Here is a 24604-nt window from a genome sequence, read left to right as displayed (position 1 = left end):
ATTAAAATTAAAAATGTCAGTACAATAAATGCTTATTATACTGACATTAAAAATTATTATAAAGTAAAATTATTTAATAGCCTTTAAACTAAGGTCCATATTATGAACAGAATGTGTTAATGCACCCGAAGAAATATAATTTACGCCACATTCAGCATAATGCCTTATGGTGCTTTCGTTTATATTACCAGACGATTCTGTTAAACATTTATCACCTATCATTTTAACTGCTGTTTTAGTATCTTCATAATCAAAATTATCAAGTAAGATTCTGTAAACACCTTCACAATGTAGAATTTCTTCCACTTCAGTTAAATTTCTGGCTTCTACCATTATTTTTAAATCCTTACCTGTATCCTTTAAGTATTGTTTACTCATTTCTACAGCTTTGGTAATACCTCCTGCAAAATCAATATGATTGTCTTTCAGCATAATCATATCATAAAGAGCGAATCTGTGATTTTCACCACCACCTATTTTTACCGCCCATTTTTCTAAAACACGAATACCAGGTGTTGTTTTTCTGGTATCTAGAATTTGGGTTTTAGTACCTTTTAGTAAATCTACAAACATCCGTGTTTTTGTAGCAATAGCACTCATGCGTTGCATTGCGTTTAACACAGTGCGTTCTGCCTTTAAAATAGACTGCGATGGTCCTTCTACATACATAACGACATCGCCGTAAGTAACCTCTGTGCCATCCTCTATAAGTACTTCTAACTTTAAACTCTTATCAACATAAGCAAATACTTTCTTAGCAAAATTTACACCTCCAATAATGCCTTTATCCTTAACCAATAGTTTTGCCTTACCTCTTGCTGTTTCTGGAATGCAAGCTAAAGAACTATGATCTCCATCTCCTACATCTTCTCTAATTGCGTTGGAAATTATTGATGCAACTTCTTTGTCAAATTGTTCTTGTGTTATCATATATTACCGCAGATTTGACACAAAAATAACAAATTGATTTACTTTTTTTAATTTTACAATTACGATTTTTATAAAATTTTAATATTTAAATTCATTATTCATAATTAGTATATGCTATTTTTGCGGTTATGACCATCAAATTAATTGCAATAGGAAAAACCGACAATAAGGATTTACAAACCTTAATTGAAGACTACACAAAACGTTTAGGGTTCTATATCAAGTTTTTAGCTGAAATTATTCCAGATATTAAAAACGTAAAAAATTTAAGTGAAGACCAGCAAAAACAAAAAGAAGGAGAACTGATTCTGAATAAACTAAACGCAACTGATGTTTTAATTTTATTGGACGAAAATGGAAAACAATTGGATTCAGTTAATTTTTCGGAATATTTACAAAAACATATGAACTCCGGTATTAAGCAGTTGGTTTTTGTAATTGGTGGGCCTTACGGATTTTCTGAGGAAGTGTATAAAAAAGCAAATGGGAAACTATCATTATCAAGAATGACATTTTCCCATCAGATGATTCGCTTATTTTTTATTGAACAACTTTACCGTGGCTTTACCATTTTAAAAAATGAACCTTACCACCATAGGTAATTATTAATTTAATTAGTGCGCCTTAAACGTTTCTTTCCGTTTTGCCAATTGACGCTCTAAATCACCAATTGTTTCTCTTACAGCCACCTCAAAATTACGCTCGGTTGAAGTAGCAAAAATTCTTGGACCTGGTAAACTTAATTCTATATTACAGATTTTTCCTGTTTCATGTTTATTTTCATCTATTTTAAAATAAACCATTGCACTTATTATGAATTCATATTTATTAGATAATTTATTTAATTTTTCTTCCGTAAAAGAAGATAGCGTTTCACTTACATCTACACCAACATACTGAAAATTTACTGTCATATTCTTATTTTTTTACTTAGTTTAACATAGTGTAAAGTACATTAATTTTTATAAATTTCAGCATATTTTAATCATAAAAAAAGTTAAATTATTTTATTAGCAGGTTATCAATTAATTGAAAAACCAAAATTTCATAATAGGCTTAAATTAAGTAAAATTTCTAAAAGCAAATTAGTTTAAATCTGTTAAAACCGCTAAAAGCACGGTATCGCTTAATCGTTGTTTATAATCAATATTAATATATTGAAACATAATTTTTCCCGATTTATCAACCACAAAAACCGTTGGAACTGGCAAAATATTAGTTGCTTCCTGTTCCGTCTTTTTTTCTATATAAGGTTTCGCTTTTTCTGGGGTTAAAAAACCGATACCAACATCTTGAATTAATTTTGCTCCTGGATCCGAAAATACTTTATAATTTACTAATGCCTCTTCCTTTGTAGGTTTTAATTGCATATAATTATCTGGGCTAACTGCCACAATTTGATAGCCCAGCTCTAAAATTTCGGCTTCGGCTGATGCTAAACTAGATAATTGTCGGTTACAATACGGACACCAACCTCCACGATAAAACACCAAAACTGTCGGTTTTTCAGCAATAAGTTCTTGAAGCAAAACAGTAGCTCCATTTACATCCAATAAGCTGCCATCTGGCAAGGTTTCTCCAATTAACAATGGACTTACATCTTCTGCATTTGCCGGTACTTGCGCATTAGAAATTAATACTGTTAGAAAAAATACTACTCCTAAAAATTTGGTTTTCATCATGTTTATTTTATAAAATTTAGAAGTTTTGTCTTCATAAAAACTGAAGTCTTACAATTTTACCGTATTTATTTTTTAATTAGAGATTCTTTATTTTAAATGAATACCATTATTTTTGAAAACAAAAAAATATGATGCAACTCGTTTTCGCAACCAATAACTCCAATAAGATTAAAGAAGTACAAGCTCTGATTCCAGACCATATTAAACTTTTAAGTTTAGAAGCTATTGGTTGTTATGAAGATATTCCAGAAACACAAAATACCATAGAAGGTAACGCCATTCAAAAAGCCACTTACATTAAAGAAAAATATGGTTACGATTGTTTTGCTGATGATACTGGTTTAGAGGTTGAAGTATTAAATGGCCAACCAGGTGTTTTTTCTGCACGCTATGCAGGTGAACAACGAAGTGCTGAAGACAACATGACTAAGTTGTTAATGGAAATGCAGAACAAAACCAACCGAAATGCCCAATTTAAAACGGTAGTTGCACTACATCTAAACAACAAACAATATACTTTTACCGGTATTTGTGAGGGGGAAATTATCGAAAACAAACAAGGTGGAAACGGTTTTGGTTACGACCCTATTTTTAAACCGAAAGGTTTTAAAGAAACCTTTGCTGAAATGGAATTAAGTCTCAAAAACAAGATAGGGCACCGTGGCAAAGCTATTTCACAATTAGTTGGCCTTTTAAATTCCAAAAACTAAAAAAATCACTATAAAATTTATCAATGCTATTGGTTGTTAATATTCTTTGTGCTACTTTTAAATTATGACAGAGGAAGATATAGAAAAAGAAAACGCAGCCATTACCAAAGCCTACAAAGAATTATTAAAAGTTAGCTACACAACACTAACTGATGATGATAAAAAACTAATTCGTAAAGCTTTTGAGGTTGCTGTAGATGGACACAAAGACCAACGACGAAAATCGGGCGAAGCCTATATTTTTCATCCTATTGCTGTGGCCAAAATTGTAGCTCAAGAAATTGGTTTAGATGCCACTTCAATTGCGGCTGCATTACTGCATGATGTTGTTGAAGACAGTCCTAATTATGAAATCGAAGATATTGAAAATCAGTTTGGAAAAACTGTTGCTACTATAGTTGATGGTCTTACCAAAATTTCATCACTAAGTAAAGAAAAAGACATGAACGTGTCTTTACAAGCTGAAAATATTCGAAAAATGTTGCTTACGCTAAATGATGATGTTAGGGTAATTATCATAAAAATTGCCGACCGTCTTCATAATATGCAAACCATGGATTCGATGCAACTTGATAAACAAGAAAAGATAGCATCTGAGACGTTATATATTTATTCCCCTTTAGCACATCGTATCGGACTTTATAATATTAAAACCAAATTAGAGGATTTAGCATTAAAGTATACGGAACCAAATGTATATAACGATATTGTATTAAAAATAAAAGAAAGCAAAGAAGAGCAAGATCTTTACATTGCGCAATTTAATGAAGTAATAAAAAACTCATTAAATAAAGAAAATTTGACTTATTCCATCAAAGGCAGACCTAAGTCTATTTTTTCAATTCGACGCAAAATGCTTAAACAAGGAGTTTCCTTTGATGAAGTGTATGACAAATTTGCTGTTAGAATTATATACAAAAGTGACCCTTCAAGCGAAAAGTTTTTAGCTTGGAAAATATATTCTATTGTAACCGATCATTTCAGGCCAAACCCAATAAGGTTAAGAGATTGGATTTCATCACCAAAATCTACCGGATATGAAGCCTTGCATATTACTGTAATGGGGCCAAAGGGTCGCTGGGTAGAAGTTCAAATTCGAAGTGAGCGGATGAACGAAATCGCAGAAAAAGGCTATGCTGCTCATTATAAATACAAACAAGAAGGTGAAAAAGAAGATAATTTAGAGAATTGGATAAACAAGCTTCAAGAGGCCTTGGAAAACCCAGAAACGAATGCTGTAGATTTTGTTGAACAATTTAAACTAAACTTATATTCTAAAGAAATATTTGTTTTCACGCCTACAGGAGAATTAAAATCATTACCAAAAGGTGCTACACCTCTAGATTTCGCCTTCAATATTCATACAGAAATTGGAATGAAAACCCGTGGTGCAAAGGTAAACGGGAAATTGGTACCATTAAATCATATTTTACAAAGTGGTGATCAAGTAGACATTCTAACTTCAGAAACGGCCAAGCCTAACTCAAACTGGTTAGATTATGCTACAACGGCAAGAGCTAGAAGCAAAATAAAATCAGCTTTAAGAGAAGACAAAAAACGTTTAGCCGAAGAAGGAAAAGAAATACTTCGTCGAAAACTAAAACAGTTAAAAATAAACCTTAATGAGGCGTCGGTAAATGAACTAGTAAACTTCTTTAAATTAAAAACAAGTTTAGATTTATTTTACAGAGTAGGTATTGGTACCATAGATAATAACATGCTTAAGGATTATGCATCTTCCCGAAGCAATGCTTTAATGAGTTTTATTAAAAGTAAAATTACCAGAAAAGCAAATGTTAAAAAAGAAGATTTAGACAAAGAAGAAATCTCGACAAACTATGATTCATTAGTTTTTGGAAAAGAACAGGAAAAATTAGACTATAAATTAGCTAATTGTTGTAATCCAATACCTGGCGATGATGTTTTTGGCTTTTTAACCGTTTCCGAAGGTATAAAGGTTCACAAAAAAAATTGCCCTAATGCTTTAACATTACAATCCAACTACGCATATAGAATTATGCAAGCCAAATGGGTAGATTCTTCACAACAAGAATTTTTGGCTCAGATTTCTATAACGGGGATCGATCAAATTGGTTTAGTAAATGATGTAACAAAAGTAATTTCTGGAAATATGCATGTTAATATGAAAAGTATCAGTTTCGAAAGTGACAGTGGTCTTTTTACCGGAAAAATTAATGTTGTTGTAAAAAATAACACCCTATTAAAAAAGCTATTAGATAAACTTAGAAAAATTAATGGCATAGATAAGGTAACTAGAGTTTAAAAAAAGTGTAAATTTGCAACGAAATTATGAATGCAAGCGCAGAAACAAAAAATCAAGAAATAGTAAAAAGTGTATTTACTAACTTTTTAGAAACTAACGGACACCGAAAAACGCCCGAGCGATACGCTATATTACAAGAAATATACAACAACAAGGAACATTTCGATATAGAATCTCTATATCTTAACATGAAAAACAAAAAATATCGTGTATCCAGAGCTACACTTTACAACACGATAGAGTTACTTCTTGAATGCAAACTAGTTAGAAAACATCAATTTGGTCAAAATCAGGCTCATTACGAAAAATCGTATTTTGACAGACAGCACGACCATGTGATTTTAACCGATACTGGTGAAGTTATCGAGTTTTGCGACCCAAGAATTCAATCCATAAAAAAAACTATCGAAGAAGTTTTCGATATCGAGATCAATAATCATTCACTTTATTTCTACGGAAATAGAAAATCAACTAAATAACTAATTTTTTACAATGGCAGTAGATTTACTACTAGGACTACAATGGGGAGACGAAGGCAAGGGAAAAATTGTTGACGTATTAACTTCAAACTATAATATTATCGCCCGTTTTCAAGGTGGTCCCAATGCAGGACACACACTTGTTTTTAACGGAAAAAAACACGTTTTACATACTATTCCATCAGGAATTTTTCATGAAGACACCATCAATTTAGTTGGTAATGGCGTTGTTATCGACCCTGTTATTTTTAAAGGTGAGTTAGACAAATTGGAAGCACAAGATGTAGATTACAGAAAGTCGTTAGTTATTTCCCGTAAGGCACATATCATTTTACCAACACACCGCTTACTTGATGCTGCTAGTGAAGCTTCTAAAGGTAAAGCAAAAATTGGCTCTACTTTAAAAGGTATTGGTCCAACTTATATGGATAAAACTGGTAGAAATGGACTTCGTGTTGGCGATTTAGAATTAAGTGATTGGAAAGAACGCTACAGAGCACTTGCGGATAAGCATGAATCCATGATAGCCTTTTATAATGTTGATATTGAATATAACTTAGCTGAATTAGAGACCGAATTTTTTAAAGCAGTAGAAGTTTTAAAATCTTTAAAATTCATTGACTCTGAAGAATTCATGTACCAAGCCCAAAAATCAGGCAAAACCATACTTGCTGAAGGTGCGCAAGGTTCTTTATTAGACATCGATTTTGGAACGTACCCATTCGTAACATCTAGTAACACAACGGCCGCTGGCGCTTGTACTGGTTTAGGTGTGGCACCAAACCAAATTGGTGAAGTTTTCGGTATTTTTAAAGCATATACAACTCGTGTTGGTTCTGGCCCCTTCCCTACCGAATTATTCGATGAAGATGGTGCTACCATGAGTCGTGTTGGTAACGAATTTGGAGCAACCACAGGACGTGCAAGACGTTGTGGTTGGTTAGATTTAGTTGCCCTAAAATATGCTTGTCAGGTAAACGGTGTTACCCAATTAATGATGATGAAAGGCGATGTACTTTCTGGTTTTAAAACCTTAAAAGTATGTACTGCTTATAAATATAAAGGGGAAACAATAACTCATTTCCCTTATAACATTGAACCAGAAAATGTTGAACCTATTTACACAGAAGTTAGTGGTTGGGCAGAAGATTTAACTGAAATGGCTGATGCTTCTCAAATGCCAAAAGCATTAAATGATTATATTGAGTTTTTAGAAAAAGAACTTGAAATTCCTATCACCATCGTATCAGTTGGACCAGATAGAAAACAGACTATTTTTAGAAAGTAAAATATTTAACTAAATATATTTAAAAACGCTCCAAAATATTTTGGAGCGTTTTTCGTATCAATACAATTATACATTATAATTATCGTTATTTTTGCGACAAACTTTTAGAACTTGAACAAACAAACGTTTTATATCATACTAATACTAAACTTTTTTTCAGTAGTGATTCTACATTCACAAGAAAAAAAGAAGATTGAAATAACATACGCTGGTAGGCTAACCATTGATGAGCTAAATTATCCAGGAGCCAAAATACTAACACGAGATGAAATGCAACAAGTTCACATTACTCAAGGTAGTATTAATATGTGGAGTGATAAGGCTATTTATTATAGTGGTGAAAATTTTATTGAAGCCTACGGAAACGTGACCTTGATTCAGGGAGACACCATTAATATGTCTTCAAAATATATTGAATATAGTGGTATTACGCAATTAGCATTTGCAAGTGGAAATGTGGTGTTACGTGATCCAAATTCAACCATTTCATCCGACACCTTATATTTTGATCGGATAAAACAACAAGCATTCTATAAAAATGGCGGTACCGTGGTAAAAGATACTTCTGGCACCATCACAAGCAAGGTAGGAAGGTATTTTATGGAGCAAAAAAAATACCAGTTTGTTGACGATGTAACATTAGTAAACAAAGATGCAACCATAAATTCCAATTACTTCGATTTTTATTCAGATACAGGTTATGCCTATTTATTTGGACCATCAACAATAACTACTACCGAAAGTAAAACATTTACAGAAAAAGGATTTTATGATACCAAAAAGAAATCAGGGTATGCCGTTAAAAATTCTGAAATACATTATAATAATCGGATAATAAAAGGAGATAGTTTATACTTTGATGATTCCAAAAAATTTGCTTCAGCTAATAACAATATAAAAGTTACAGATACTGTAAATCAAAGCATTGCAACTGGACATTATGCTGAAGTTTTTAAAGCACAAGATTCCTTATTTATAACCAAACGAGCTTTAATTGCAAGTAAACAACAAAACGATTCTATTTACATACATGCCGATAAGATTATGATGACTGGCAAACCTGAAAACAGAACAGTTAGAGCTTATTACAACGCTAAAATTTACAAGTCGGATTTAAGTGCAAAAGCAGATTCAATCCACTCTAACCAAAAAACAGGAATAACCAAATTAATAAATTTAGCTCGTTTTAATAATTCAGATATATTTTCAACGAAAAGACGCCCGGTACTTTGGAATATTGAAAACCAAATGACAGGAGATACCATTCATTTATTCTCTAATTCTGAAACGGAAAAACTAGATTCGTTGTTGGTATTTAATAATGCTTTCATTATTAGTAAAGACACCATTAGTAAAACCGGTTTCAATCAAATTTTTGGTATAAAACTAACTGGATATTTTAATGACGAGAACAAATTAAGACAAGTTAATATCGATAAAAATGCCGAATCCATATTTTATGCTAGAAACGAAAACCAAGAACTTATTGGTATAGACAAAGCTAGATCTGGTAGTATTTCAATACTTTTTGCAGAAGGTGACATTGAAGAATACACCAGAATTAATCAAGTAGATGGAAATCTATATCCAGAATCGAAATACCCAGAAAAAGAAAAGCGCTTAAAAGGTTTTGATTGGCGTGAAGGCGAGCGCCCACTTAGCGTCGAAGATTTATTTAAGGATGATGAACCGCTAGAATTACCAGTAATAAAAGGCTTAGAAGATTATATTCCGCAAGATAGTTTCTTCGATGAAGAATTATTAGAGCGTGTAAAATTAGCAGAACAAAACTTAATTATAAACAAGGCTGCCAGAAACGTCCCTGAAGGCGAAAATAATGATGGAAACTTACTTCAAAACCCTTTTGATTTAAGCAATCCAAATTGGGAGAAAAATAATATCAAAATTAAAAGTAATTCAGATATTTCTCCAAACGGAAAAAAAACAGCTACAATTATAACAGGACTATCTAACAATAACGGTTCTATTGTTCAAATAGTTGAAAAGAATGTTGGAAATTTTTTATTTTCAGTTTGGTTAAAAGGAACTGGAACAAAAAAAATCATCTTTCAAGAAGAAGGAGGTGATAACACAGTTTATAATTACACCAATATAAATTTAACCAACGAATGGAAAAAATATTCTGTTATTGGAGAGAAAGAAAATGATGGAGGTAATTTAAGATGTATAATTAACGAAATCAAAGAAAATGAAAGTATTAGTGTTTGGAGCCCTGTTGTAACACAACTAAGAAAAAAATAACTGCATGAAATCCGATTTCCTTAAATACCAAGCACAAACCAGTCCACATCCATTAGCCATGGAAGTTTCTCATGCTAACGGAAGTTATATTTATGATACCCAGAACAAAGCTTATTTAGATTTTGTTGCAGGGGTTTCAGCAACACCATTGGGACATAATCACCCAAAAGTTATCAACGCGATAAAGGAGCAATTAGATAAATATATGCACGTAATGGTATACGGGGAATACGCTCAAAAAGCCCCCGTAGAACTAACCAAGTTACTAGCAAAAAACCTACCCTATCCTTTAGAAAAAACCTATTTAACCAATTCCGGCACCGAGGCAATTGAAGGCGCATTAAAATTAGCAAAACGCGCCACGGGACGTAGCGAAATAATTTCAGCTAATAACGCCTATCATGGAAACACAATGGGTTCAATGAGTGTTATGGGGTATGAAGACCGTAAGCAAGCCTTTCGACCTCTTTTACCAGACGTTCGTTTTATTACATTTAACAATGAAGACGATCTTAATCTTATTACCACTAAAACAGCCGGTGTCATTTTAGAAACAATACAAGGTGGTGCTGGTTTTATCCAACCTGAAAACGGTTATTTAGAAAAAGTTAGAAAACGTTGCGATGCTGTTGGAGCTCTTTTAATTTTAGATGAAATCCAACCTGGTATTGGCCGAACGGGAACATTGTTTGGGTTTGAAAATTATAATTGTATTCCAGATATTCTTGTTATAGGGAAAGGCCTTGGAGGCGGTATGCCTATTGGTGCTTTCACCGCATCAACAGAACATATGGATTTGCTACAAAACAATCCCAAGTTGGGACACATAACCACCTTTGGTGGACATCCTGTTATTGCGGCTTCGGCATTGGCTACTTTAAAAGAAATAACAGAAAGCGATTTAATGGCACAGGCACTTGAAAAGGAGCAATTATTTCGTAAACTTTTAGTGCACCCCTTAATTACAGATATCCGTGGAATTGGTTTAATGTTAGCTGTAATGACACCTTCAGCAGACATCACAAATAAAGTGATTTTACAAAGCCAGGACCAAGGTCTCATACTTTTTTGGTTACTTTTTGAACCTAGAGCTGTAAGAATCACCCCGCCATTAACCATCTCTAACGAGGAAATAATTAAAGGTTGTAACATTATTCTTGATATTTTGAATAAAATTCAAAGTCAAATCAACAATAACAAATAGCTGATAATCAGAAACAAACAAGATATTAACCTTAACAAAAATATAAATGTTCATTACTTTGTTAAAAACATTTAACTTTTTCGACTAATAAAAAAGGAATAGAAGCTTAAATTTATTCAAGTACAACCTTACAAATGCGCTTATGGAGTTTAGTCATGATGACAATAACGATTTACCATTAACCAAGTTTGAGTCGATGCTGAAAACAAATCATGTTTTATTCTTCGATTCTGAAGAATTTGAAAACATTATTCATCATTATCTTAATCAAGGGAAGATAGCTTTGGCTAAAAAAGCCGTAAAGTTAGGTTTGGATCAGCATCCAACTTCCATAAACTTAAAACTTTTTAAAGTAGAAATTTTTGTTTTTGAAGACAAGCTTATTGAAGCTGATAAATTATTAAATGAGCTTTATAATTTAGACCCAATGAATGAAGAAATTTACATTCAAAAGGCTAATATTTTCTCTAAAAAAGACGACCACGAACAAGCAATTGTTGTTCTTAAAAAGGCTTTAGAACTCACCGATGATGTTGTTGATTTATATTCTTTAATTGGTATGGAGTACCTATTTTTAGACCAATTTGAGGAGGCAAAAGAATACTTTATGAAATGTCTTGAGGAAGATATTGAAGATTATTCTGCACTTTATAACGTTATTTATTGTTTTGAATTTTTAAATCAAGTTGAAGAAGCCATTGATTATCTGACCATGTTTTTAGATAAGAACCCGTATTGTGAAGTGGCATGGCATCAATTGGGAAAACAATATTACACACTTAAAAATTACAAAAAAGCTTTAGCTGCCTTTGATTTTGCTATAATTTCTGATGATACATTTGTTGGGGCTTATTTAGAACGAGGAAAAGTTTTAGAAAAATTAAAACGTTTTGAAGAAGCAATTGAAAACTACACCCTTACTTTAAAGCTTGAGGATCCAACATCATTTGCATTATTACGTATAGGTTTTTGTTATGAAAAGCTTAAAAATGATGAACTAGCCGTTCAATATTTTTATAAAACAGTACACGAAGATCCGTTATTAGATAAAGGTTGGATAGCAATTACTAGATATTATAATCGTAAAAGAAATTATCAAAAAGCGCTATACTACATTAAAAAAGCGATTAATATAGATTCGGAAAATGTAACGTATTGGAAATTGTATTCTCATATCAACTTACGTTTAAATTTTTATGAAGAAGCTGAAAGCGGATTCAAAAAAACCCTAGAGTTAGGAAATTATGAACTAAGCACTTGGTTATCTCGTGGCGATTTATTAATCAAGCTTGGTGAACCTAAAGCTGCTATTTTAAATTTTCAACAAGCTAATGAGTTTTATCCGGAAAATGCCGAAATAGACTATAGATTAGCAGGTTTATATTTTTCACTTCAAGAAACAGACAAAGGCATTTTTCATCTAAAAAATGGTTTAAAACAAAACGAAGAATATGCATTTATTATTGAAGAGCTTTTCCCAGAAGTATCAAACAAATTGCTTGTTAAAAACATACTAAAAGCAAATCAATAACTCAGCGTCTTGTTAAAATCCATACCTTTGATTTTAGTTTAAAATTCAAACTATGCAACGACGTCTCAAAGACTATTTAATTATTTCCTTTAAAGGTTTAGCCATGGGGGCAGCTGATGCTGTTCCAGGTGTTTCAGGTGGTACAATCGCTTTTATTTCAGGCATTTATGAAGAATTGATTTCTACCATAAGTAATATAAAACCAGCCCTCTTTAAAACTCTTTTTAATAAAGGCTTTAAAAGTTTCTGGCAAGAAGCTAATGGAAATTTTGTACTTGCCCTGCTAAGTGGTGTAATTATTAGTTATGTTTCTTTTATGAAGATGGCAAAATTTTTACTGGAAAACGAACCTGTTTTAATTTGGTCGTTCTTTTTCGGCTTAATTATAGCCAGTATTTATTTTGTTGGGAAGCAAATTACAAAATGGAACATCCCCGTATTTATAGCTTTAATTATAGGCACTGGTATAGCCTTTTATGTAAGCATATTGCCAACGATGGCTACAAACGATAACGATTACTTTTTATTTATTGCTGGAGCTATTGCCATTTGCGCCATGATACTTCCTGGTATTTCTGGCTCCTTTATTTTAATTGTTTTAGGTGCTTATAAAACCTTAAGTGACGCCATTCATGACGTTGACCTTAAGAAAATTATTATTTTTATTTGTGGTGCTGTAATTGGCCTCTTAAGCTTTAGTCATGTATTAAAATGGCTTTTTAAACATTATCATAACATTACTTTAGCCCTACTTACTGGTTTTATTTTTGGTTCACTTAATAAAGTTTGGCCTTGGAAAAAAACCTTAACCTGGCATACCGACTCTAAGGGCGTTACAAGTCCGTTATTACAAGAAAGTGTTTCCCCTTTAGCTTTTGAAGGAAACAACCAATTAGTAATTGCTATAATTTTAATAGTTCTTGGTTTTTTAACTATTTTTATTCTTGAAAAAGTAGGCTCTAAAAAACAGTAATGGAAAATACCAGAACACTTAAAGACAAAATCTTCTTAATTCTAAAAGGATTGGGTATGGGTGCTGCGAATAAGGTGCCTGGTGTTTCTGGTGGTGTGGTTGCTTTTGTTGCTGGTTTTTATGAGGAATTTATTTATTCGTTAAAAAAAGTAAACGGTAAAGCCTTTAAACTACTTATAAACAAACGCTACAAAAGCTTTTACAACTATATTAATGGTCGGTTTTTAAGCCTTCTGTTTTTAGGAATGGTAGTAAGTTACTTTAGCATTTCAAAAGTATTAGACTATTTAATTCAGCATTACGAACTATACGTGTGGAGTGTGTTCTTCGGAATGATTATAGGTTCTATTTATTACATAAACAAAGATTTTAAAGAATGGAATTATAAAACCTACACATCATTAGCAATAGGTATACTTTTGGGTGTAAGCATAAGCTTTTTTAATCCTGCAAAAGAAAATGATAACCTGTGGTTCGTGTTTTTTTGCGGTATCATTAGTGTATCTGGGATGACCCTTCCTGGGTTCTCTGGATCCTTTATACTTATACTTTTAGGGAATTACGTGTTACTTCTAGTTGATTCTGTAAACGCCCTTTCCGATACTTTTTACGATATAGTAAGTGGGAACTTCAGTTTTATTCATAATGCCAAACGTTTAAGATTACTACAAGTATTAACCGTTTTCACCTTAGGATCCGTTACCGGCCTAGTAACCTTTTCTCATATTTTAAGCTATATTCTTAAACATCATAAAAACATAACACTCTCAGCTATCATTGGATTTATAATTGGTTCATTAGGCGTTGTTTGGCCTTGGAAACATACAATATACAAACTCAATAGTGATGGTTCTCCAATACTAGATTCAACTGGAACGAAAGTGGTTTTAAACTACGAACGCTATATTCCGGATCTTAATAGCGAAACCTATTACGCCATTGCCTTTGCCATTCTCGGAATTGTAATTGTATTGGCACTTGAATATTACGGACATAAAACCAAAAAAAATAAATGAATAAATTAGGACTTTTAGGCAAAAATATATCTTTCTCTTTCTCGAGAGCATACTTCAAGGAAAAATTTGACAAACAACAAATTACGGATACTACCTACGAAAATTTCGATATTGAGCGTATAGAATTATTCCCTTCAATAATAAAAAATACCACAGATTTAAAGGGGCTAAATGTTACGATTCCCTATAAGGAACAAGTTATACCCTACTTAGATAAAGTAAATAAAAAAGCAAAAGCCATTGGTGCTGTAAACACAATAAAAGTAACAAAAAAGGGTGAATTAGTTGGTTATAATACAGACTGTTATGGATTTAAAAAAACCATAAAACCCTATTTAAAACCGCAACATAAAAGCGCATTAATTCTAGGGACCGGAGGGGCAAGCAAAGCTATTGCTTTTACTTTTAAGGAACTAGGTATCAATTATCATTATGTTTCCAGAAATCAAGCCGAAGGTGTTAGTTTTACTTATAACTCACTTACAGAAAACATCATAAAACAACATCTAATCATTGTAAATTGTACGCCTTTAGGCACCTTTCCTAATGTTGATAATTGTCCCGAAATACCATATAGTGGTATTACCAAAGAACATATTTTATTCGATTTAATTTACAACCCAGAGGAAACTAAATTCTTAAGACTTGGAAAAGCCAATAATGCCACAATTATTAATGGTTTAAACATGCTAAAACTACAGGCAGAAAAAGCCTGGTCTATCTGGGGCTTGTATTAAAAATCGTTACTTAATCATTAAATCATCCTTAGTGCTTTGTAAATAATAGACTTGTTAGTATCTTTAAAGTCTAAACTAATTAAACGAACCCTAACATTTTTTAAAATGTCTGATATAAATAACCTGCCAAAAGCAGAAGGAGAAGAAGAAGTTAATAAGAATGTGAATCATTCTGAAAATAACTCAGAAGACAATAAATCGGTAACTACTAATTCATCTGAAAAAGTTGAAGAATCTGCTGTTCCTGAAGAAAAGGCATCAGATTCAAGCAATAATGCCACAAATTCAGACACAGACAATGATGCTGTTTTAAATGAAATTGAAGATTCGAATGCAGAGGACGCTGAAGATGAAGGCAATAAAGAACGTCATACAATTGAAGTAAAAGAGTATGATAAAATGTCTTTAGAAGACCTTACCATAGAACTGGAAAAGCTTATAAAAACAGAGAAAGTTCAAGCTATAAAATCGCATGTTGATAATATCAATACGGAATTTAAAGAAAAGTTTCAAGCGCTATTAGACGAGAAAAAAGAAGATTTTTTAAACGATGGAGGTAATGAAATAGACTTCTATTATTCATCACCTATTCAAAAACGTTTCAAAGAAGCTTACCACGATTATAGAAAAAAACTTAACGACCACTACCAAAATCTAGAGAAAAACTTTAAGCAAAATTTAGCCGATAAACTTGAAATTATAGAGGAATTAAAAGGCTTAATAAATCTTGAAGAAAACATAAATACCACGTATAAACACTTTAAAGAATTACAAGAACGTTGGCGCAATACAGGTCCTATTCCTAGAGACAAATACAATAATGCATGGAATAGTTACCACCATCATGTAGAAATGTTTTACGACTTTTTACACTTAAACAGGGATTTACGCGATTTAGATTTCAAACATAATTTAGAAAGAAAATTATTAATAATTGATCGTGCCGAAGAATTAGCTAAAGATGATAACGTAATGCGTGCCTTTAGAGAATTACAAGAACTTCATAAAATGTGGAAGGAAGAGCTTGGACCCGTTGACAAAGAACATAGAGAGGTTATTTGGGATAAATTTAAAGCAGCCACTAAAATAATAAATGATAAGCGCCAATTATATTATCAAGAAATAGATAAGGTTTACGAAAAAAACCTTGAAAAGAAACTTGAAGTTATAGAAGCTATCCGTGCCATAAGCTCCGAAAACCTAAATTCTCACAACGCTTGGCAGAAAAAAATAAAGGAGGTTGAAGCCTTACGCGACACCTTCTTTAATATAGGTAAGGTGCCAAGTAAAGTAAACGAAGCAACCTGGGCAAAATTTAAAGAATCGGTTAGGATTTTTAATAGAACTAAAAATGCCTTTTACAAAGGCCTTAAAAAAGATCAATACACCAATCTTCAAAAGAAACTAGAACTAATAAAAATTGCTGAAGACAATAAAGACAGTGAAGATTTTGAAGTAACCACCGCTTTGATGAAAAAAATTCAAAACGATTGGAAAAAAGTCGGACACGTACCTCGAAAAGACAGCGATAAAATTTGGAAACAGTTTAAAACCGCTTGTAATTTTTATTTTGATAAGCTGCATGCCACTAAAAATGCTGCTAATAAAGAAAGCTTAGAAGCCTTCAACAACAAAATAAACCTTTTAGATACACTTAAGGATTTAAAATCTTCTGGAGATAAAAATAAAGATGTTGAAACCGTAAAGGAATTTATTAATAAATGGAAAGAGTTCGGTCGTGTTCCAAACGATAAACGGTATATAGAAGGCAAATTCAACAAAGCTATTGAAGAATTCCTATCCGGTATAAAAATGGATAAAAACGAAGTAGAAATGATTAAGTTTGAAAATAAACTTGAGGCCATTAGTACTTCCGATGATAATAAAGATTTAGATTACGAACGTAATTTTATTAGAAAAAAGATTGACGAGGTAAAAGCTCAAATTAATCAATTGGAAAATAATTTACAGTTTTTCACCAATGTTGAAGACGATAACCCATTAGTAAAAGATGTTCACAAGAATATTAAAACCCACAAGGATGAGTTAAAACTTTGGAAAGAAAAATTAAGTAAAATTAAGGAACTTTACTAAGGATGAAAATCCAATAAAAAACGGCTTAAGGAAACTTAGCCGTTTTTTTATTATTTAATATTCTGTCGAAACTAGGTTAAATTATAGATTTTTTGCCTCTTCCCAAAACACATCCATTTCAGCTAAGGTCATTTCTTTTAATGGTTTGTTTACAGCTTTAGCTTTTTCTTCTAAATATTGAAACCGCATGTAGAACTTTTTATTAGTACGTTCTAAAGCGTTTTCTGGGTTTATATTTAAAAATCTAGCATAGTTTACCATAGAGAATAAAACGTCACCAAATTCACTTTCCATAGCGTCTTTATCGCCTTTCGTTACTTCTTCCTTAAATTCTTGAAGCTCCTCCTCTACCTTTTCCCAAACCTGATGCGGTGCTTCCCAATCAAAGCCAACGCCAGCTACTTTTTCTTGAATTCGATTCGCCTTTACTAATGCAGGTAAACTTTTAGGAACCCCTTCTAAAACACTTTTTTTACCTTCTTTCAGTTTTAAATTTTCCCAATTTCGTTTTACATCTTCCTCATTTTCAACTTTAACATCTCCATAAATATGTGGATGTCTATTTATTAATTTATCACAAATACTATTACAAACATCAGCTATGTCAAAATCATTTGTTTCGCTACCTATTTTAGAATAAAATACAATATGCAATAATACATCACCTAATTCCTTTTTAACTTCTTCTAAGTCATTATCTAAAATGGCATCGCCGAGTTCGTAGGTTTCTTCAATAGTTAAGTGGCGTAAAGTTTCCATAGTTTGCTTTTTATCCCACGGGCAACCCGCACGTAATTCATCCATTATGGTTAATAGCCTGTCAAATGCCTGTAATTGTTGTGCTCTTGTGTTCATTAAATTTATTTTGCTAAAAGGTAAAAGTACAATTATATACTATGTAATTGAAAAGAATGGATAACAAAAAATCCAGCAAATGAGCTGGATTTTTAAGTTATAAAATCATTTATTTTTAGTGGTTTTTATCTAAATAATCAAATACACCTACACCATCAGTGTCATGAAAAGTAATAATAGTACCTGTGTAGCTACCATCAAGCTCTTTATTTATTTTATTTAAAAGCACCTGATTATATGCTAAAGATGTATTCTTAACTTCGTTTAGAGTTGTTTTATTTACAGTGGTTATTGTAATTTCATCTTTAGTTAAAATACCATCACCATCATCATCGGAATCCGCATAATCTGGTGTATAATCGCCATCCGTATCATCATCTGTACTATCTGTTATATCATCATAATTTACAATGAATTCACCATCGCCATTCAAATCTTCTAAATAAGAAGGAATACCATCGCCATCATGATCATTTTCAAACATTTGCAGAATCTCAAACTTAAAAATAATAGGAGAATATGAGGGAATACCAGTTGCACTATTAGAAAAATACGCAAGACCAGAAGGTAAAAACATAACGCCTAAGCCATGATTAAAATAATCTATAGTACCGTCTCCATTTTCCACAAAATATTCAGCAGTATTAAAAAATGGTATAATTTTTCTCCAACCAGGAATGCGTTCGGTTCTGGTTGTACCATTACCTACCATATCACCATCCACCGGAAAAACTGAATAATCAAAAACGACATCATCAAGTGTAAAGCCTTCGTAATTGTATCGAATTTTATCAGGAAATTTTGGTGAATTTATACCTCCTCCTATGTTTAGGCTAAGTAAAAAATAGTCGTAATCTGTATCTGCATAAGTTATCGATTTCATTTCCAACTTAGGAGCGTAAACATCACCTTTTTTAAGCATTGTATATCCCTCTGGAGCATCCGTTTCATCGGCTTCCAACTTCCCAAAAACAATATCAGAAACACTTGCGTTTACTCCTAAACTTTCAATATATTCAGAATTATAATAATGAGTCTCTAAATACTTCACTAAAGAATCCATGTCTTTTTCTTGCTGCTCAGCTCTATCCTCTAATTCAGTAAACGTAACTTCTGGATCTTCATCTTTTTTACAAGATGCCACAGCCATAACTAAACACAAAATAAATAAACTTACTTTTCTTAAATTCATTTGAGATTTTTTATTTTTTGAAAGGTTTAATTTTGATTCTTTATTATCATTCGTTTTTAAGATTTAAATAACTACGAATGTTTTTATTATTCCTTATTTTTGAGCCGCAAGATACAATTTAAAAATAATTTTGCACAACAACATTAACGTAGATTTTTTAATAATTGTATGCGAATAGATAAGTATTTATGGTGTGTTAGGTATTACAAAACAAGAACGCTTGCTACTACGGCCTGTAAAAAAGGTCACGTACGCGTGAACCAAGACATCGTGAAACCCAGTAGAGAAGTATATGCCCAAGATATTATTGAATTTAGAAAAGACCAAGTTAACTACAAAATAATAGTAAACGATATTCCGGAAAGCAGAGTTGGTGCTAAATTAGTAGATATTTACCGCACTGATGCTACACCAAAAGAGCAATTTGAAGCGCAGGAGCTTTTGAAATACTCCAAAGATTATTACAGAAAGAAAGGGGTTGGCAGACCTACTAAAAAAGACCGACGTGATATTGACGATTTTACAGATGATGCCGCCACGGAGAATCCTGATAATTTTACAGATTTGGACGCTGAGGAATAAACCACCGAATATTACTAATTACATTTAGAAATACAGATAAAATAAGTAATTTTATACTTTAATACAATGCAATTGATATGAATGTTACCAATAACGTGATATTAAACCACGATGAAATTAATCATAAAATAAGACGTATTGCTTTTCAAATATATGAAAGCAATGTTTATGAAACAGAAGTTATTTTGGCTGGCATAGACAGTAACGGCTATATTTTTGCAAAAGAAATAAAGGCTGTTCTTGAAAAAATATCAGATATAAAACCGATACTTTGTAAAGTAAGCATTGATAAAAAAAACCCACATTTACCAATTAAAACTTCCATTGATGTTGAGGCATATGCCAATAAATCATTAGTGCTTGTGGACGACGTATTAAATTCCGGAACCACGCTTATTTATGGCGTTAAGCATTTTCTTAACGTACCATTAAAGCAATTTAAGACGGCTGTTTTAGTCAATAGAAACCACAAAAAATATCCTGTGAAAGCAGATTTCAAAGGTATTTCGCTATCTACATCACTTCATGAACATGTAAACGTCATTTTAGATGGCCAAAAATTTGAAGTTATATTAGAATAACTTATTTGTTATTTCTTCTATAATTTGCGCTTCATTAAAATTATCGGTTGAAATGATAACATTTGCCTGACTGTAAAACTGAGAACGTTCAAAAAGATGTTTTCCAATAAACTCTGCTAGCAACTCGTCTGTTTCAATATGAGCAATTAAAGGACGTTTACTCTTTTCGTTTTTCAACCTATCAATTAAGGTGGGTATTGATGCTTTTAAATAAACACTTTTTGCATTAACTGTATTTAAAATAAGGTCCATATTATTACTGTAACATGGTGTACCACCACCTAAAGACAGTACTAAATTTGATTCACTTTCTAAAAGTTGATTTAAATATTGGGTTTCCTTTTTTCTAAAATAAACCTCTCCTTTAGCTTGAAATATATTACTTACAGTCGCTTTTTCATTTTCTTCAATATAATCATCTAGATCTAAAAACTTATAATTAAGTTGTTTTGCTAAAATCCTTCCTATTGTAGACTTTCCTGAAGCCATATATCCAATTAAAATTAAAATCATTTTTAACGTTATAAATTGATTATTAAAAACATACGTTTAAGTGCTGCAAAAAAACGAAAAAAAATTAAAAAAAAGCATTGTTTTATTAAAAATAGGTTCTATATTTGCACCCGCTAACAACAACACGATAGCACACATAAAAACAAGACCTGGTAGCTCAGTTGGTAGAGCATTTCACTTTTAATGAAAGGGTCCTGGGTTCGAATCCCAGCCCGGTCACAAAAAAAGTTAAGCATAATTGCTTAACTTTTTTTATTTTCAAATACTTCACAAATGCGCACGTGGCGGAATTGGTAGACGCGCCAGCTTGAGGGGCTGGTATTCGCTTAGAATGTGGAAGTTCGAGTCTTCTCGTGCGCACTTTTCCCATTTATTATTTCAATTTTTATGGATTATTGAATTAATATCTCTACTTTTGTTTAACTAAACACGATATTAAATGAACAATATTAAGGTTAACTTTAGTATTAAGGATCTTGAAAATCTAACAGGGATTAAAGCGCACACTATAAGAATTTGGGAAAAACGCTATAATTTGCTAAAACCAAATAGATCCGATACCAATATTAGAAGTTATAGTATTGAGAGTTTTCAAAAGCTTTTAAACATATCTTATTTAAACAATAATGGTTTAAAAATATCTAAGATTGCCAGTTTAAAAGAGGAAGAGATTCCAGTTAAAGTAAGAGAAATTGCTTCCAGAGGCAAAGTTGAAGACCATGCTATAAATGCTTTTAAACTTGCTATGGTTAATTTTGATCAGGTTTTATTTTACAATACCTATAACAACTTACTAGAAAACAAAACGTTCAAAGACATTTTCTACAGTGTTTTTTTACCCCTGTTAAATGAAATTGGTGTGTTATGGCAAACAAACACCATCACACCTGCACACGAACATTTTATCTCCGTTCATATAAAACAAAAGATATTAGTAAATATTGAGCGATTACAAAGTTTAGAGCCAAAACCAAATACAAGTACCTACGTTCTATTTTTACCAGATAACGAAATACACGATATTGGTCTGCTTTTCCTAAATTACGAATTAAGAAGCAAGGGCTATCACACCATATTTTTAGGAGAAAGTGTTCCTATGGAAAGTCTAACAGACTTATTCGACTATTTTAAAAACATAACATTTGTATCTTATTTCACCGTTTACCCTGAAGAAGAAACTATAGAAAAATACCTATCCGATTTTAATAACCTATTACTTAAAGACAACAATTCTAAGCTGTTATTATTAGGATCAAAACTTTTAAATTACAACAACAAATCTCTTCCAAACCGTATTAAAATTTTCCAATCGATTGAAACTTTAGCGAAAGAGTTATAATAAATATTTTTTATTGTTTAATTTTTTTTTATATTTGTTAAACAATATGAAAAAAACAATAAATATTATAGGTTCTGGTTTCTCTTCATTGGCAGCTTCTTGCTATTTAGCCAAAGCTGGTTATGATGTAACTATTTTTGAGAAAAATGAAAGTATCGGTGGTCGCGCTAGACAACTGAAAAAGAACGGATTCACTTTTGATATAGGTCCGACTTGGTATTGGATGCCAGATGTATTTGAACGTTTTTTTAACGATTTTAACAAAAAGCCGTCCGACTACTATACCTTGGACAAATTAAATCCTGCATATAGTGTTTATTTCGGAAAGGACGATTACATTACTATTGAAGATACCTTAGAGAAAATAAAAATAGCTTTTGAAAAAGAAGAAAAAGGTAGTTCTAAGAAACTTAACACCTTTATTGAAAAGGCTAAAAGCAATTATGATATTGCCATAAAGGACTTGGTATATAATCCAGGGATATCCCCTTTAGAATTAGTAACACCTGCCACTATAAAAAAATTAAATCAGTTTTTCAGTACTATAAAAAAAGATGTTCGTAAAGAATTTAAAAACGACCGATTAGTAAAAATTCTTGAATTTCCAGTATTGTTTTTAGGTGCGAAACCAAGCAATACGCCTTCTTTTTATAGTTTTATGAATTATGCAGACTTCGGGCTTGGAACATTTCACCCTAAAAAGGGCATGTTTCAAGTTATACTAGCAATAGAAAGTTTGGCCAAAGAATTAGGAGTCACCATAAAAACAAATGCACCTATAGAAAGCATCATTGTTAAAAATGGACTTACAACTGGGGTCGTTTCAAATAATGTAACTTATTCGTCGGATGTCGTACTTAGCGGTGCTGATTACCATCATACCGAAACGTTATTGGAGCAACAAAACAGACAATATTCAAAAAAATATTGGGAAAACAAAATATTCGCACCTTCTTCCCTCCTTTTTTATGTTGGTTTTGATAAAAAACTAATAAATGTAAACCATCATACTTTATTCTTTGATGTTGATTTTGATGTACATGCCGAAGCAATTTATGATGATCCGAAATGGCCAGAAGCTCCTTTATTTTATGCTAGTTTTCCAAGTAAAACGGATTCCAGTACCGCACCAGAAGGGAATGAAGCTGGTATTTTCTTAATTCCCTTGGCTCCAGGATTGGAAGACACTCCAGAACTACGAGAAACTTATTTTAATAAAATTCTTGATCGTTTTGACAACTTAACCTCACAAGAAACAAAAAAACATATTATATTTAAAGAAAGTTTTTGCATTAATGATTTTATAAAAGATTACAATTCTTACAAAGGCAATGCGTATGGTATGGCAAATACCCTTCTGCAAACTGCTTTTTTAAGACCAAAATTAAAAAGTAAAAAAGTAAAAGGTTTGTTTTTTACAGGCCAATTAACCGTACCGGGACCTGGTGTACCTCCATCGCTAATATCGGGAAAATTAGTATCCGATTTAATAATTAATCATCATCAAATATGAAATCACTTTTCGATACCGTTTCGTACACCTGCAGTAAGACTGTAACAAGAACTTATAGCACATCGTTTTCATTAGCAACTAAAATGCTATACAAATCTATTAGAGGTGATATTTATAACATTTATGGCTTCGTAAGATTTGCAGATGAAATTGTAGATTCTTTTCATGATTATAATAAGGAAGAGCTATTCAATAAATTTTCGGAAGATTTAGAGCACGCTCTAAAACACAAAATTAGCTTAAACCCTATTTTAAATTCATTTCAACATACATTTCATAAATATGGAATCGATAAAGAATTGGTAGATGCCTTTATGAATAGTATGCGTTTAGATTTACACAAAAGCAGCTATTTAACAAATGAAGAATATAAAAATTACATTTATGGTTCAGCAGATGTTGTAGGACTTATGTGTCTAAAAGTATTTGTAAAAGGAGATACTGAAAAATACGAAGAGTTAAAAGATACGGCCATGGCTTTGGGTTCTGCCTTCCAAAAAGTCAACTTTTTAAGAGATTTAGAAGCAGATTTCGATGGTTTGAATAGAAGTTATTTTCCTAATGTTAATTTAAATAATTTGGATGAACATTCAAAAAAACAAATTATTGATGATATTGAAAGTGATTTTGAGAAAGGATTAAGCGGTATTAAAAAATTACCTATAGAAGCTAAATTTGGGGTTTTTATGGCTTACAGATATTTCTGGCAATTACTAAAAAAACTAGAAAAAACGCCAGCATTAAATATTAGGAGTGCAAGAATACGCGTGTCTAATCCAAAAAAAATAGAATTATTGATGCGTAGCTACGTTAAGTATCAATTAAATTTATTGTAAATT

General features: G+C 31.9%; 23 protein-coding genes, 2 tRNA genes and 1 pseudogene. 19 read left to right on the top strand and 7 right to left on the bottom strand.

Translation table 11 applies throughout. The features are described from left to right. Positions 1–69: 69 nt before the first annotated feature. Entirely contained in the window at positions 70–930 is an 861-nt protein-coding gene (nadC, locus tag ABYI63_RS03180; protein ID WP_372753353.1) for a carboxylating nicotinate-nucleotide diphosphorylase, read from the bottom strand. A 128-nt stretch (positions 931–1058) separates the two neighbouring features. On the opposite strand from nadC, the gene rlmH reads away from it, so the two are divergent. Continuing rightward, a complete protein-coding gene (gene rlmH, locus ABYI63_RS03175) occupies positions 1059–1532 on the top strand; it encodes a 23S rRNA (pseudouridine(1915)-N(3))-methyltransferase RlmH (RefSeq protein ID WP_372753351.1) in 474 nt (157 codons plus the stop codon). A gap of 12 nt (positions 1533–1544) precedes the next feature. Here rlmH and hpf read toward each other — a convergent pair whose 3' ends face one another. Together hpf and ABYI63_RS03165 are read right to left on the bottom strand one after the other, a co-directional pair. Further along, entirely contained in the window at positions 1545–1844 is a 300-nt protein-coding gene (hpf, locus tag ABYI63_RS03170) for a ribosome hibernation-promoting factor, HPF/YfiA family (protein WP_372753349.1), read from the bottom strand. 171 nt (positions 1845–2015) lie between these two features. Beyond that, a complete protein-coding gene (locus tag ABYI63_RS03165; RefSeq protein WP_372753347.1) occupies positions 2016–2612 on the bottom strand; it encodes a peroxiredoxin-like family protein in 597 nt (198 codons plus the stop codon). Between the two features lie 131 nt (positions 2613–2743). Between ABYI63_RS03165 and ABYI63_RS03160 the strand changes: the two genes are divergently transcribed. The 11 genes from ABYI63_RS03160 to ABYI63_RS03110 all read left to right on the top strand — a co-directional run bounded on the left by ABYI63_RS03160 (position 2744) and on the right by ABYI63_RS03110 (position 17190). Continuing rightward, entirely contained in the window at positions 2744–3322 is a 579-nt protein-coding gene (locus tag ABYI63_RS03160) for a non-canonical purine NTP diphosphatase (protein ID WP_372753432.1), read from the top strand. 64 nt (positions 3323–3386) lie between these two features. Then, on the top strand, positions 3387–5606 hold the full coding sequence (locus ABYI63_RS03155) for a bifunctional (p)ppGpp synthetase/guanosine-3',5'-bis(diphosphate) 3'-pyrophosphohydrolase (RefSeq protein ID WP_372753345.1): 2220 nt from the start codon (positions 3387–3389) through the stop codon (positions 5604–5606). Positions 5607–5632: 26 nt separating this feature from the next. After that, entirely contained in the window at positions 5633–6085 is a 453-nt protein-coding gene (locus ABYI63_RS03150) for a Fur family transcriptional regulator (RefSeq protein ID WP_372753343.1), read from the top strand. Between the two features lie 13 nt (positions 6086–6098). After that, positions 6099–7373: an adenylosuccinate synthase gene (locus tag ABYI63_RS03145; RefSeq protein WP_372753341.1), complete on the top strand. Its 1275-nt coding sequence runs from the start codon at positions 6099–6101 to the stop codon at positions 7371–7373. A gap of 162 nt (positions 7374–7535) precedes the next feature. Beyond that, positions 7536–9635 carry an OstA-like protein gene (locus ABYI63_RS03140; protein WP_372753339.1) on the top strand — a complete coding sequence of 700 codons (2100 nt, stop codon included), beginning with the start codon at positions 7536–7538 and terminating at the stop codon, positions 9633–9635. Between the two features lie 4 nt (positions 9636–9639). Next, positions 9640–10839 carry an aspartate aminotransferase family protein gene (locus ABYI63_RS03135; RefSeq protein WP_372753337.1) on the top strand — a complete coding sequence of 400 codons (1200 nt, stop codon included), beginning with the start codon at positions 9640–9642 and terminating at the stop codon, positions 10837–10839. Between the two features lie 142 nt (positions 10840–10981). After that, positions 10982–12370: a tetratricopeptide repeat protein gene (locus ABYI63_RS03130; RefSeq protein WP_372753335.1), complete on the top strand. Its 1389-nt coding sequence runs from the start codon at positions 10982–10984 to the stop codon at positions 12368–12370. Positions 12371–12422: 52 nt separating this feature from the next. Then, the gene (locus tag ABYI63_RS03125; RefSeq protein ID WP_372753333.1) at positions 12423–13343 is read left to right on the top strand and encodes a DUF368 domain-containing protein; all 921 of its coding nucleotides are present in this window, start codon (positions 12423–12425) and stop codon (positions 13341–13343) included. Next, positions 13343–14359, top strand: coding sequence for a DUF368 domain-containing protein (locus ABYI63_RS03120; protein ID WP_372753331.1), 1017 nt, complete (start codon positions 13343–13345; stop codon positions 14357–14359). The genes ABYI63_RS03125 and ABYI63_RS03120 overlap by 1 nt, the downstream gene beginning before the upstream one ends. Then, positions 14356–15096, top strand: a complete 741-nt coding sequence (locus tag ABYI63_RS03115) for a shikimate dehydrogenase (protein WP_372753329.1) — start codon at positions 14356–14358, stop codon at positions 15094–15096. Before ABYI63_RS03120 ends, ABYI63_RS03115 begins: the two co-directional genes overlap by 4 nt. Positions 15097–15201: 105 nt before the next feature. Next, positions 15202–17190, top strand: a complete 1989-nt coding sequence (locus ABYI63_RS03110; RefSeq protein WP_372753327.1) for a DUF349 domain-containing protein — start codon at positions 15202–15204, stop codon at positions 17188–17190. An 81-nt stretch (positions 17191–17271) separates the two neighbouring features. Here ABYI63_RS03110 and mazG read toward each other — a convergent pair whose 3' ends face one another. Both mazG and ABYI63_RS03100 read right to left on the bottom strand, forming a co-directional pair. After that, positions 17272–18045, bottom strand: coding sequence for a nucleoside triphosphate pyrophosphohydrolase (gene mazG, locus ABYI63_RS03105; RefSeq protein ID WP_372753325.1), 774 nt, complete (start codon positions 18043–18045; stop codon positions 17272–17274). Between the two features lie 115 nt (positions 18046–18160). Next, complete coding sequence (locus tag ABYI63_RS03100) at positions 18161–19237, bottom strand: FKBP-type peptidyl-prolyl cis-trans isomerase (protein WP_372753323.1); 1077 nt, start codon at positions 19235–19237, stop codon at positions 18161–18163. A 168-nt stretch (positions 19238–19405) separates the two neighbouring features. Between ABYI63_RS03100 and ABYI63_RS03095 the strand changes: the two genes are divergently transcribed. Both ABYI63_RS03095 and ABYI63_RS03090 read left to right on the top strand, forming a co-directional pair. After that, positions 19406–19819, top strand: a complete 414-nt coding sequence (locus ABYI63_RS03095) for an RNA-binding S4 domain-containing protein (RefSeq protein ID WP_372753321.1) — start codon at positions 19406–19408, stop codon at positions 19817–19819. Positions 19820–19896: 77 nt separating this feature from the next. Beyond that, the gene (locus tag ABYI63_RS03090) at positions 19897–20400 is read left to right on the top strand and encodes a phosphoribosyltransferase family protein (protein WP_372753319.1); all 504 of its coding nucleotides are present in this window, start codon (positions 19897–19899) and stop codon (positions 20398–20400) included. Here the strand turns inward: ABYI63_RS03090 and ABYI63_RS03085 are convergent. Further along, positions 20392–20898, bottom strand: a complete 507-nt coding sequence (locus ABYI63_RS03085; protein ID WP_372753430.1) for a shikimate kinase — start codon at positions 20896–20898, stop codon at positions 20392–20394. The genes ABYI63_RS03090 and ABYI63_RS03085 overlap by 9 nt on opposite strands. Continuing rightward, positions 20879–20929 (bottom strand): annotated as a pseudogene (locus ABYI63_RS03080) (hypothetical protein); the annotation flags it as partial. The pseudogene ABYI63_RS03080 and the gene ABYI63_RS03085, both read right to left, overlap by 20 nt. A 130-nt stretch (positions 20930–21059) precedes the next feature. Here ABYI63_RS03080 and ABYI63_RS03075 point away from each other — a divergent pair. The 5 genes from ABYI63_RS03075 to ABYI63_RS03055 all read left to right on the top strand — a co-directional run bounded on the left by ABYI63_RS03075 (position 21060) and on the right by ABYI63_RS03055 (position 24601). After that, a tRNA-Lys gene (locus ABYI63_RS03075) sits at positions 21060–21132 on the top strand. A gap of 56 nt (positions 21133–21188) precedes the next feature. Next, positions 21189–21273: transfer RNA gene (locus ABYI63_RS03070), tRNA-Leu, on the top strand. 79 nt (positions 21274–21352) lie between these two features. Then, positions 21353–22252, top strand: a complete 900-nt coding sequence (locus ABYI63_RS03065; protein ID WP_372753317.1) for a MerR family transcriptional regulator — start codon at positions 21353–21355, stop codon at positions 22250–22252. A gap of 46 nt (positions 22253–22298) precedes the next feature. Then, positions 22299–23765: a phytoene desaturase family protein gene (locus ABYI63_RS03060; protein ID WP_372753315.1), complete on the top strand. Its 1467-nt coding sequence runs from the start codon at positions 22299–22301 to the stop codon at positions 23763–23765. Beyond that, entirely contained in the window at positions 23762–24601 is an 840-nt protein-coding gene (locus ABYI63_RS03055) for a phytoene/squalene synthase family protein (protein ID WP_372753313.1), read from the top strand. The genes ABYI63_RS03060 and ABYI63_RS03055 overlap by 4 nt, the downstream gene beginning before the upstream one ends. The last annotated feature ends 3 nt before the right edge of the window (positions 24602–24604 follow it).

It is taken from the genome of Mariniflexile sp., from assembly GCF_041583155.1.
Classification (GTDB): Bacteria; Bacteroidota; Bacteroidia; order Flavobacteriales; family Flavobacteriaceae; genus Mariniflexile.
The sequence above is the reverse complement of the archived record's forward strand: the minus strand, read 5'-3'. Positions and strand labels throughout refer to the sequence as shown.

Bases quoted from the DNA above. Each gene is read 5' to 3' on its own strand.
- nadC (WP_372753353.1), bottom strand. From the start codon at position 930: ATGATAACACAAGAACAATTTGACAAAGAAGTTGCATCAATAATTTCC.
- rlmH (WP_372753351.1), top strand. From the start codon at position 1,059: ATGACCATCAAATTAATTGCAATAGGAAAAACCGACAATAAGGATTTA.
- hpf (WP_372753349.1), bottom strand. From the start codon at position 1,844: ATGACAGTAAATTTTCAGTATGTTGGTGTAGATGTAAGTGAAACGCTA.
- ABYI63_RS03165 (WP_372753347.1), bottom strand. From the start codon at position 2,612: ATGATGAAAACCAAATTTTTAGGAGTAGTATTTTTTCTAACAGTATTA.
- ABYI63_RS03160 (WP_372753432.1), top strand. From the start codon at position 2,744: ATGCAACTCGTTTTCGCAACCAATAACTCCAATAAGATTAAAGAAGTA.
- ABYI63_RS03155 (WP_372753345.1), top strand. From the start codon at position 3,387: ATGACAGAGGAAGATATAGAAAAAGAAAACGCAGCCATTACCAAAGCC.
- ABYI63_RS03150 (WP_372753343.1), top strand. From the start codon at position 5,633: ATGAATGCAAGCGCAGAAACAAAAAATCAAGAAATAGTAAAAAGTGTA.
- ABYI63_RS03145 (WP_372753341.1), top strand. From the start codon at position 6,099: ATGGCAGTAGATTTACTACTAGGACTACAATGGGGAGACGAAGGCAAG.
- ABYI63_RS03135 (WP_372753337.1), top strand. From the start codon at position 9,640: ATGAAATCCGATTTCCTTAAATACCAAGCACAAACCAGTCCACATCCA.
- ABYI63_RS03130 (WP_372753335.1), top strand. From the start codon at position 10,982: ATGGAGTTTAGTCATGATGACAATAACGATTTACCATTAACCAAGTTT.
- ABYI63_RS03125 (WP_372753333.1), top strand. From the start codon at position 12,423: ATGCAACGACGTCTCAAAGACTATTTAATTATTTCCTTTAAAGGTTTA.
- ABYI63_RS03120 (WP_372753331.1), top strand. From the start codon at position 13,343: ATGGAAAATACCAGAACACTTAAAGACAAAATCTTCTTAATTCTAAAA.
- ABYI63_RS03115 (WP_372753329.1), top strand. From the start codon at position 14,356: ATGAATAAATTAGGACTTTTAGGCAAAAATATATCTTTCTCTTTCTCG.
- ABYI63_RS03110 (WP_372753327.1), top strand. From the start codon at position 15,202: ATGTCTGATATAAATAACCTGCCAAAAGCAGAAGGAGAAGAAGAAGTT.
- mazG (WP_372753325.1), bottom strand. From the start codon at position 18,045: ATGAACACAAGAGCACAACAATTACAGGCATTTGACAGGCTATTAACC.
- ABYI63_RS03100 (WP_372753323.1), bottom strand. From the start codon at position 19,237: ATGAATTTAAGAAAAGTAAGTTTATTTATTTTGTGTTTAGTTATGGCT.
- ABYI63_RS03095 (WP_372753321.1), top strand. From the start codon at position 19,406: ATGCGAATAGATAAGTATTTATGGTGTGTTAGGTATTACAAAACAAGA.
- ABYI63_RS03090 (WP_372753319.1), top strand. From the start codon at position 19,897: ATGAATGTTACCAATAACGTGATATTAAACCACGATGAAATTAATCAT.
- ABYI63_RS03065 (WP_372753317.1), top strand. From the start codon at position 21,353: ATGAACAATATTAAGGTTAACTTTAGTATTAAGGATCTTGAAAATCTA.
- ABYI63_RS03060 (WP_372753315.1), top strand. From the start codon at position 22,299: ATGAAAAAAACAATAAATATTATAGGTTCTGGTTTCTCTTCATTGGCA.
- ABYI63_RS03055 (WP_372753313.1), top strand. From the start codon at position 23,762: ATGAAATCACTTTTCGATACCGTTTCGTACACCTGCAGTAAGACTGTA.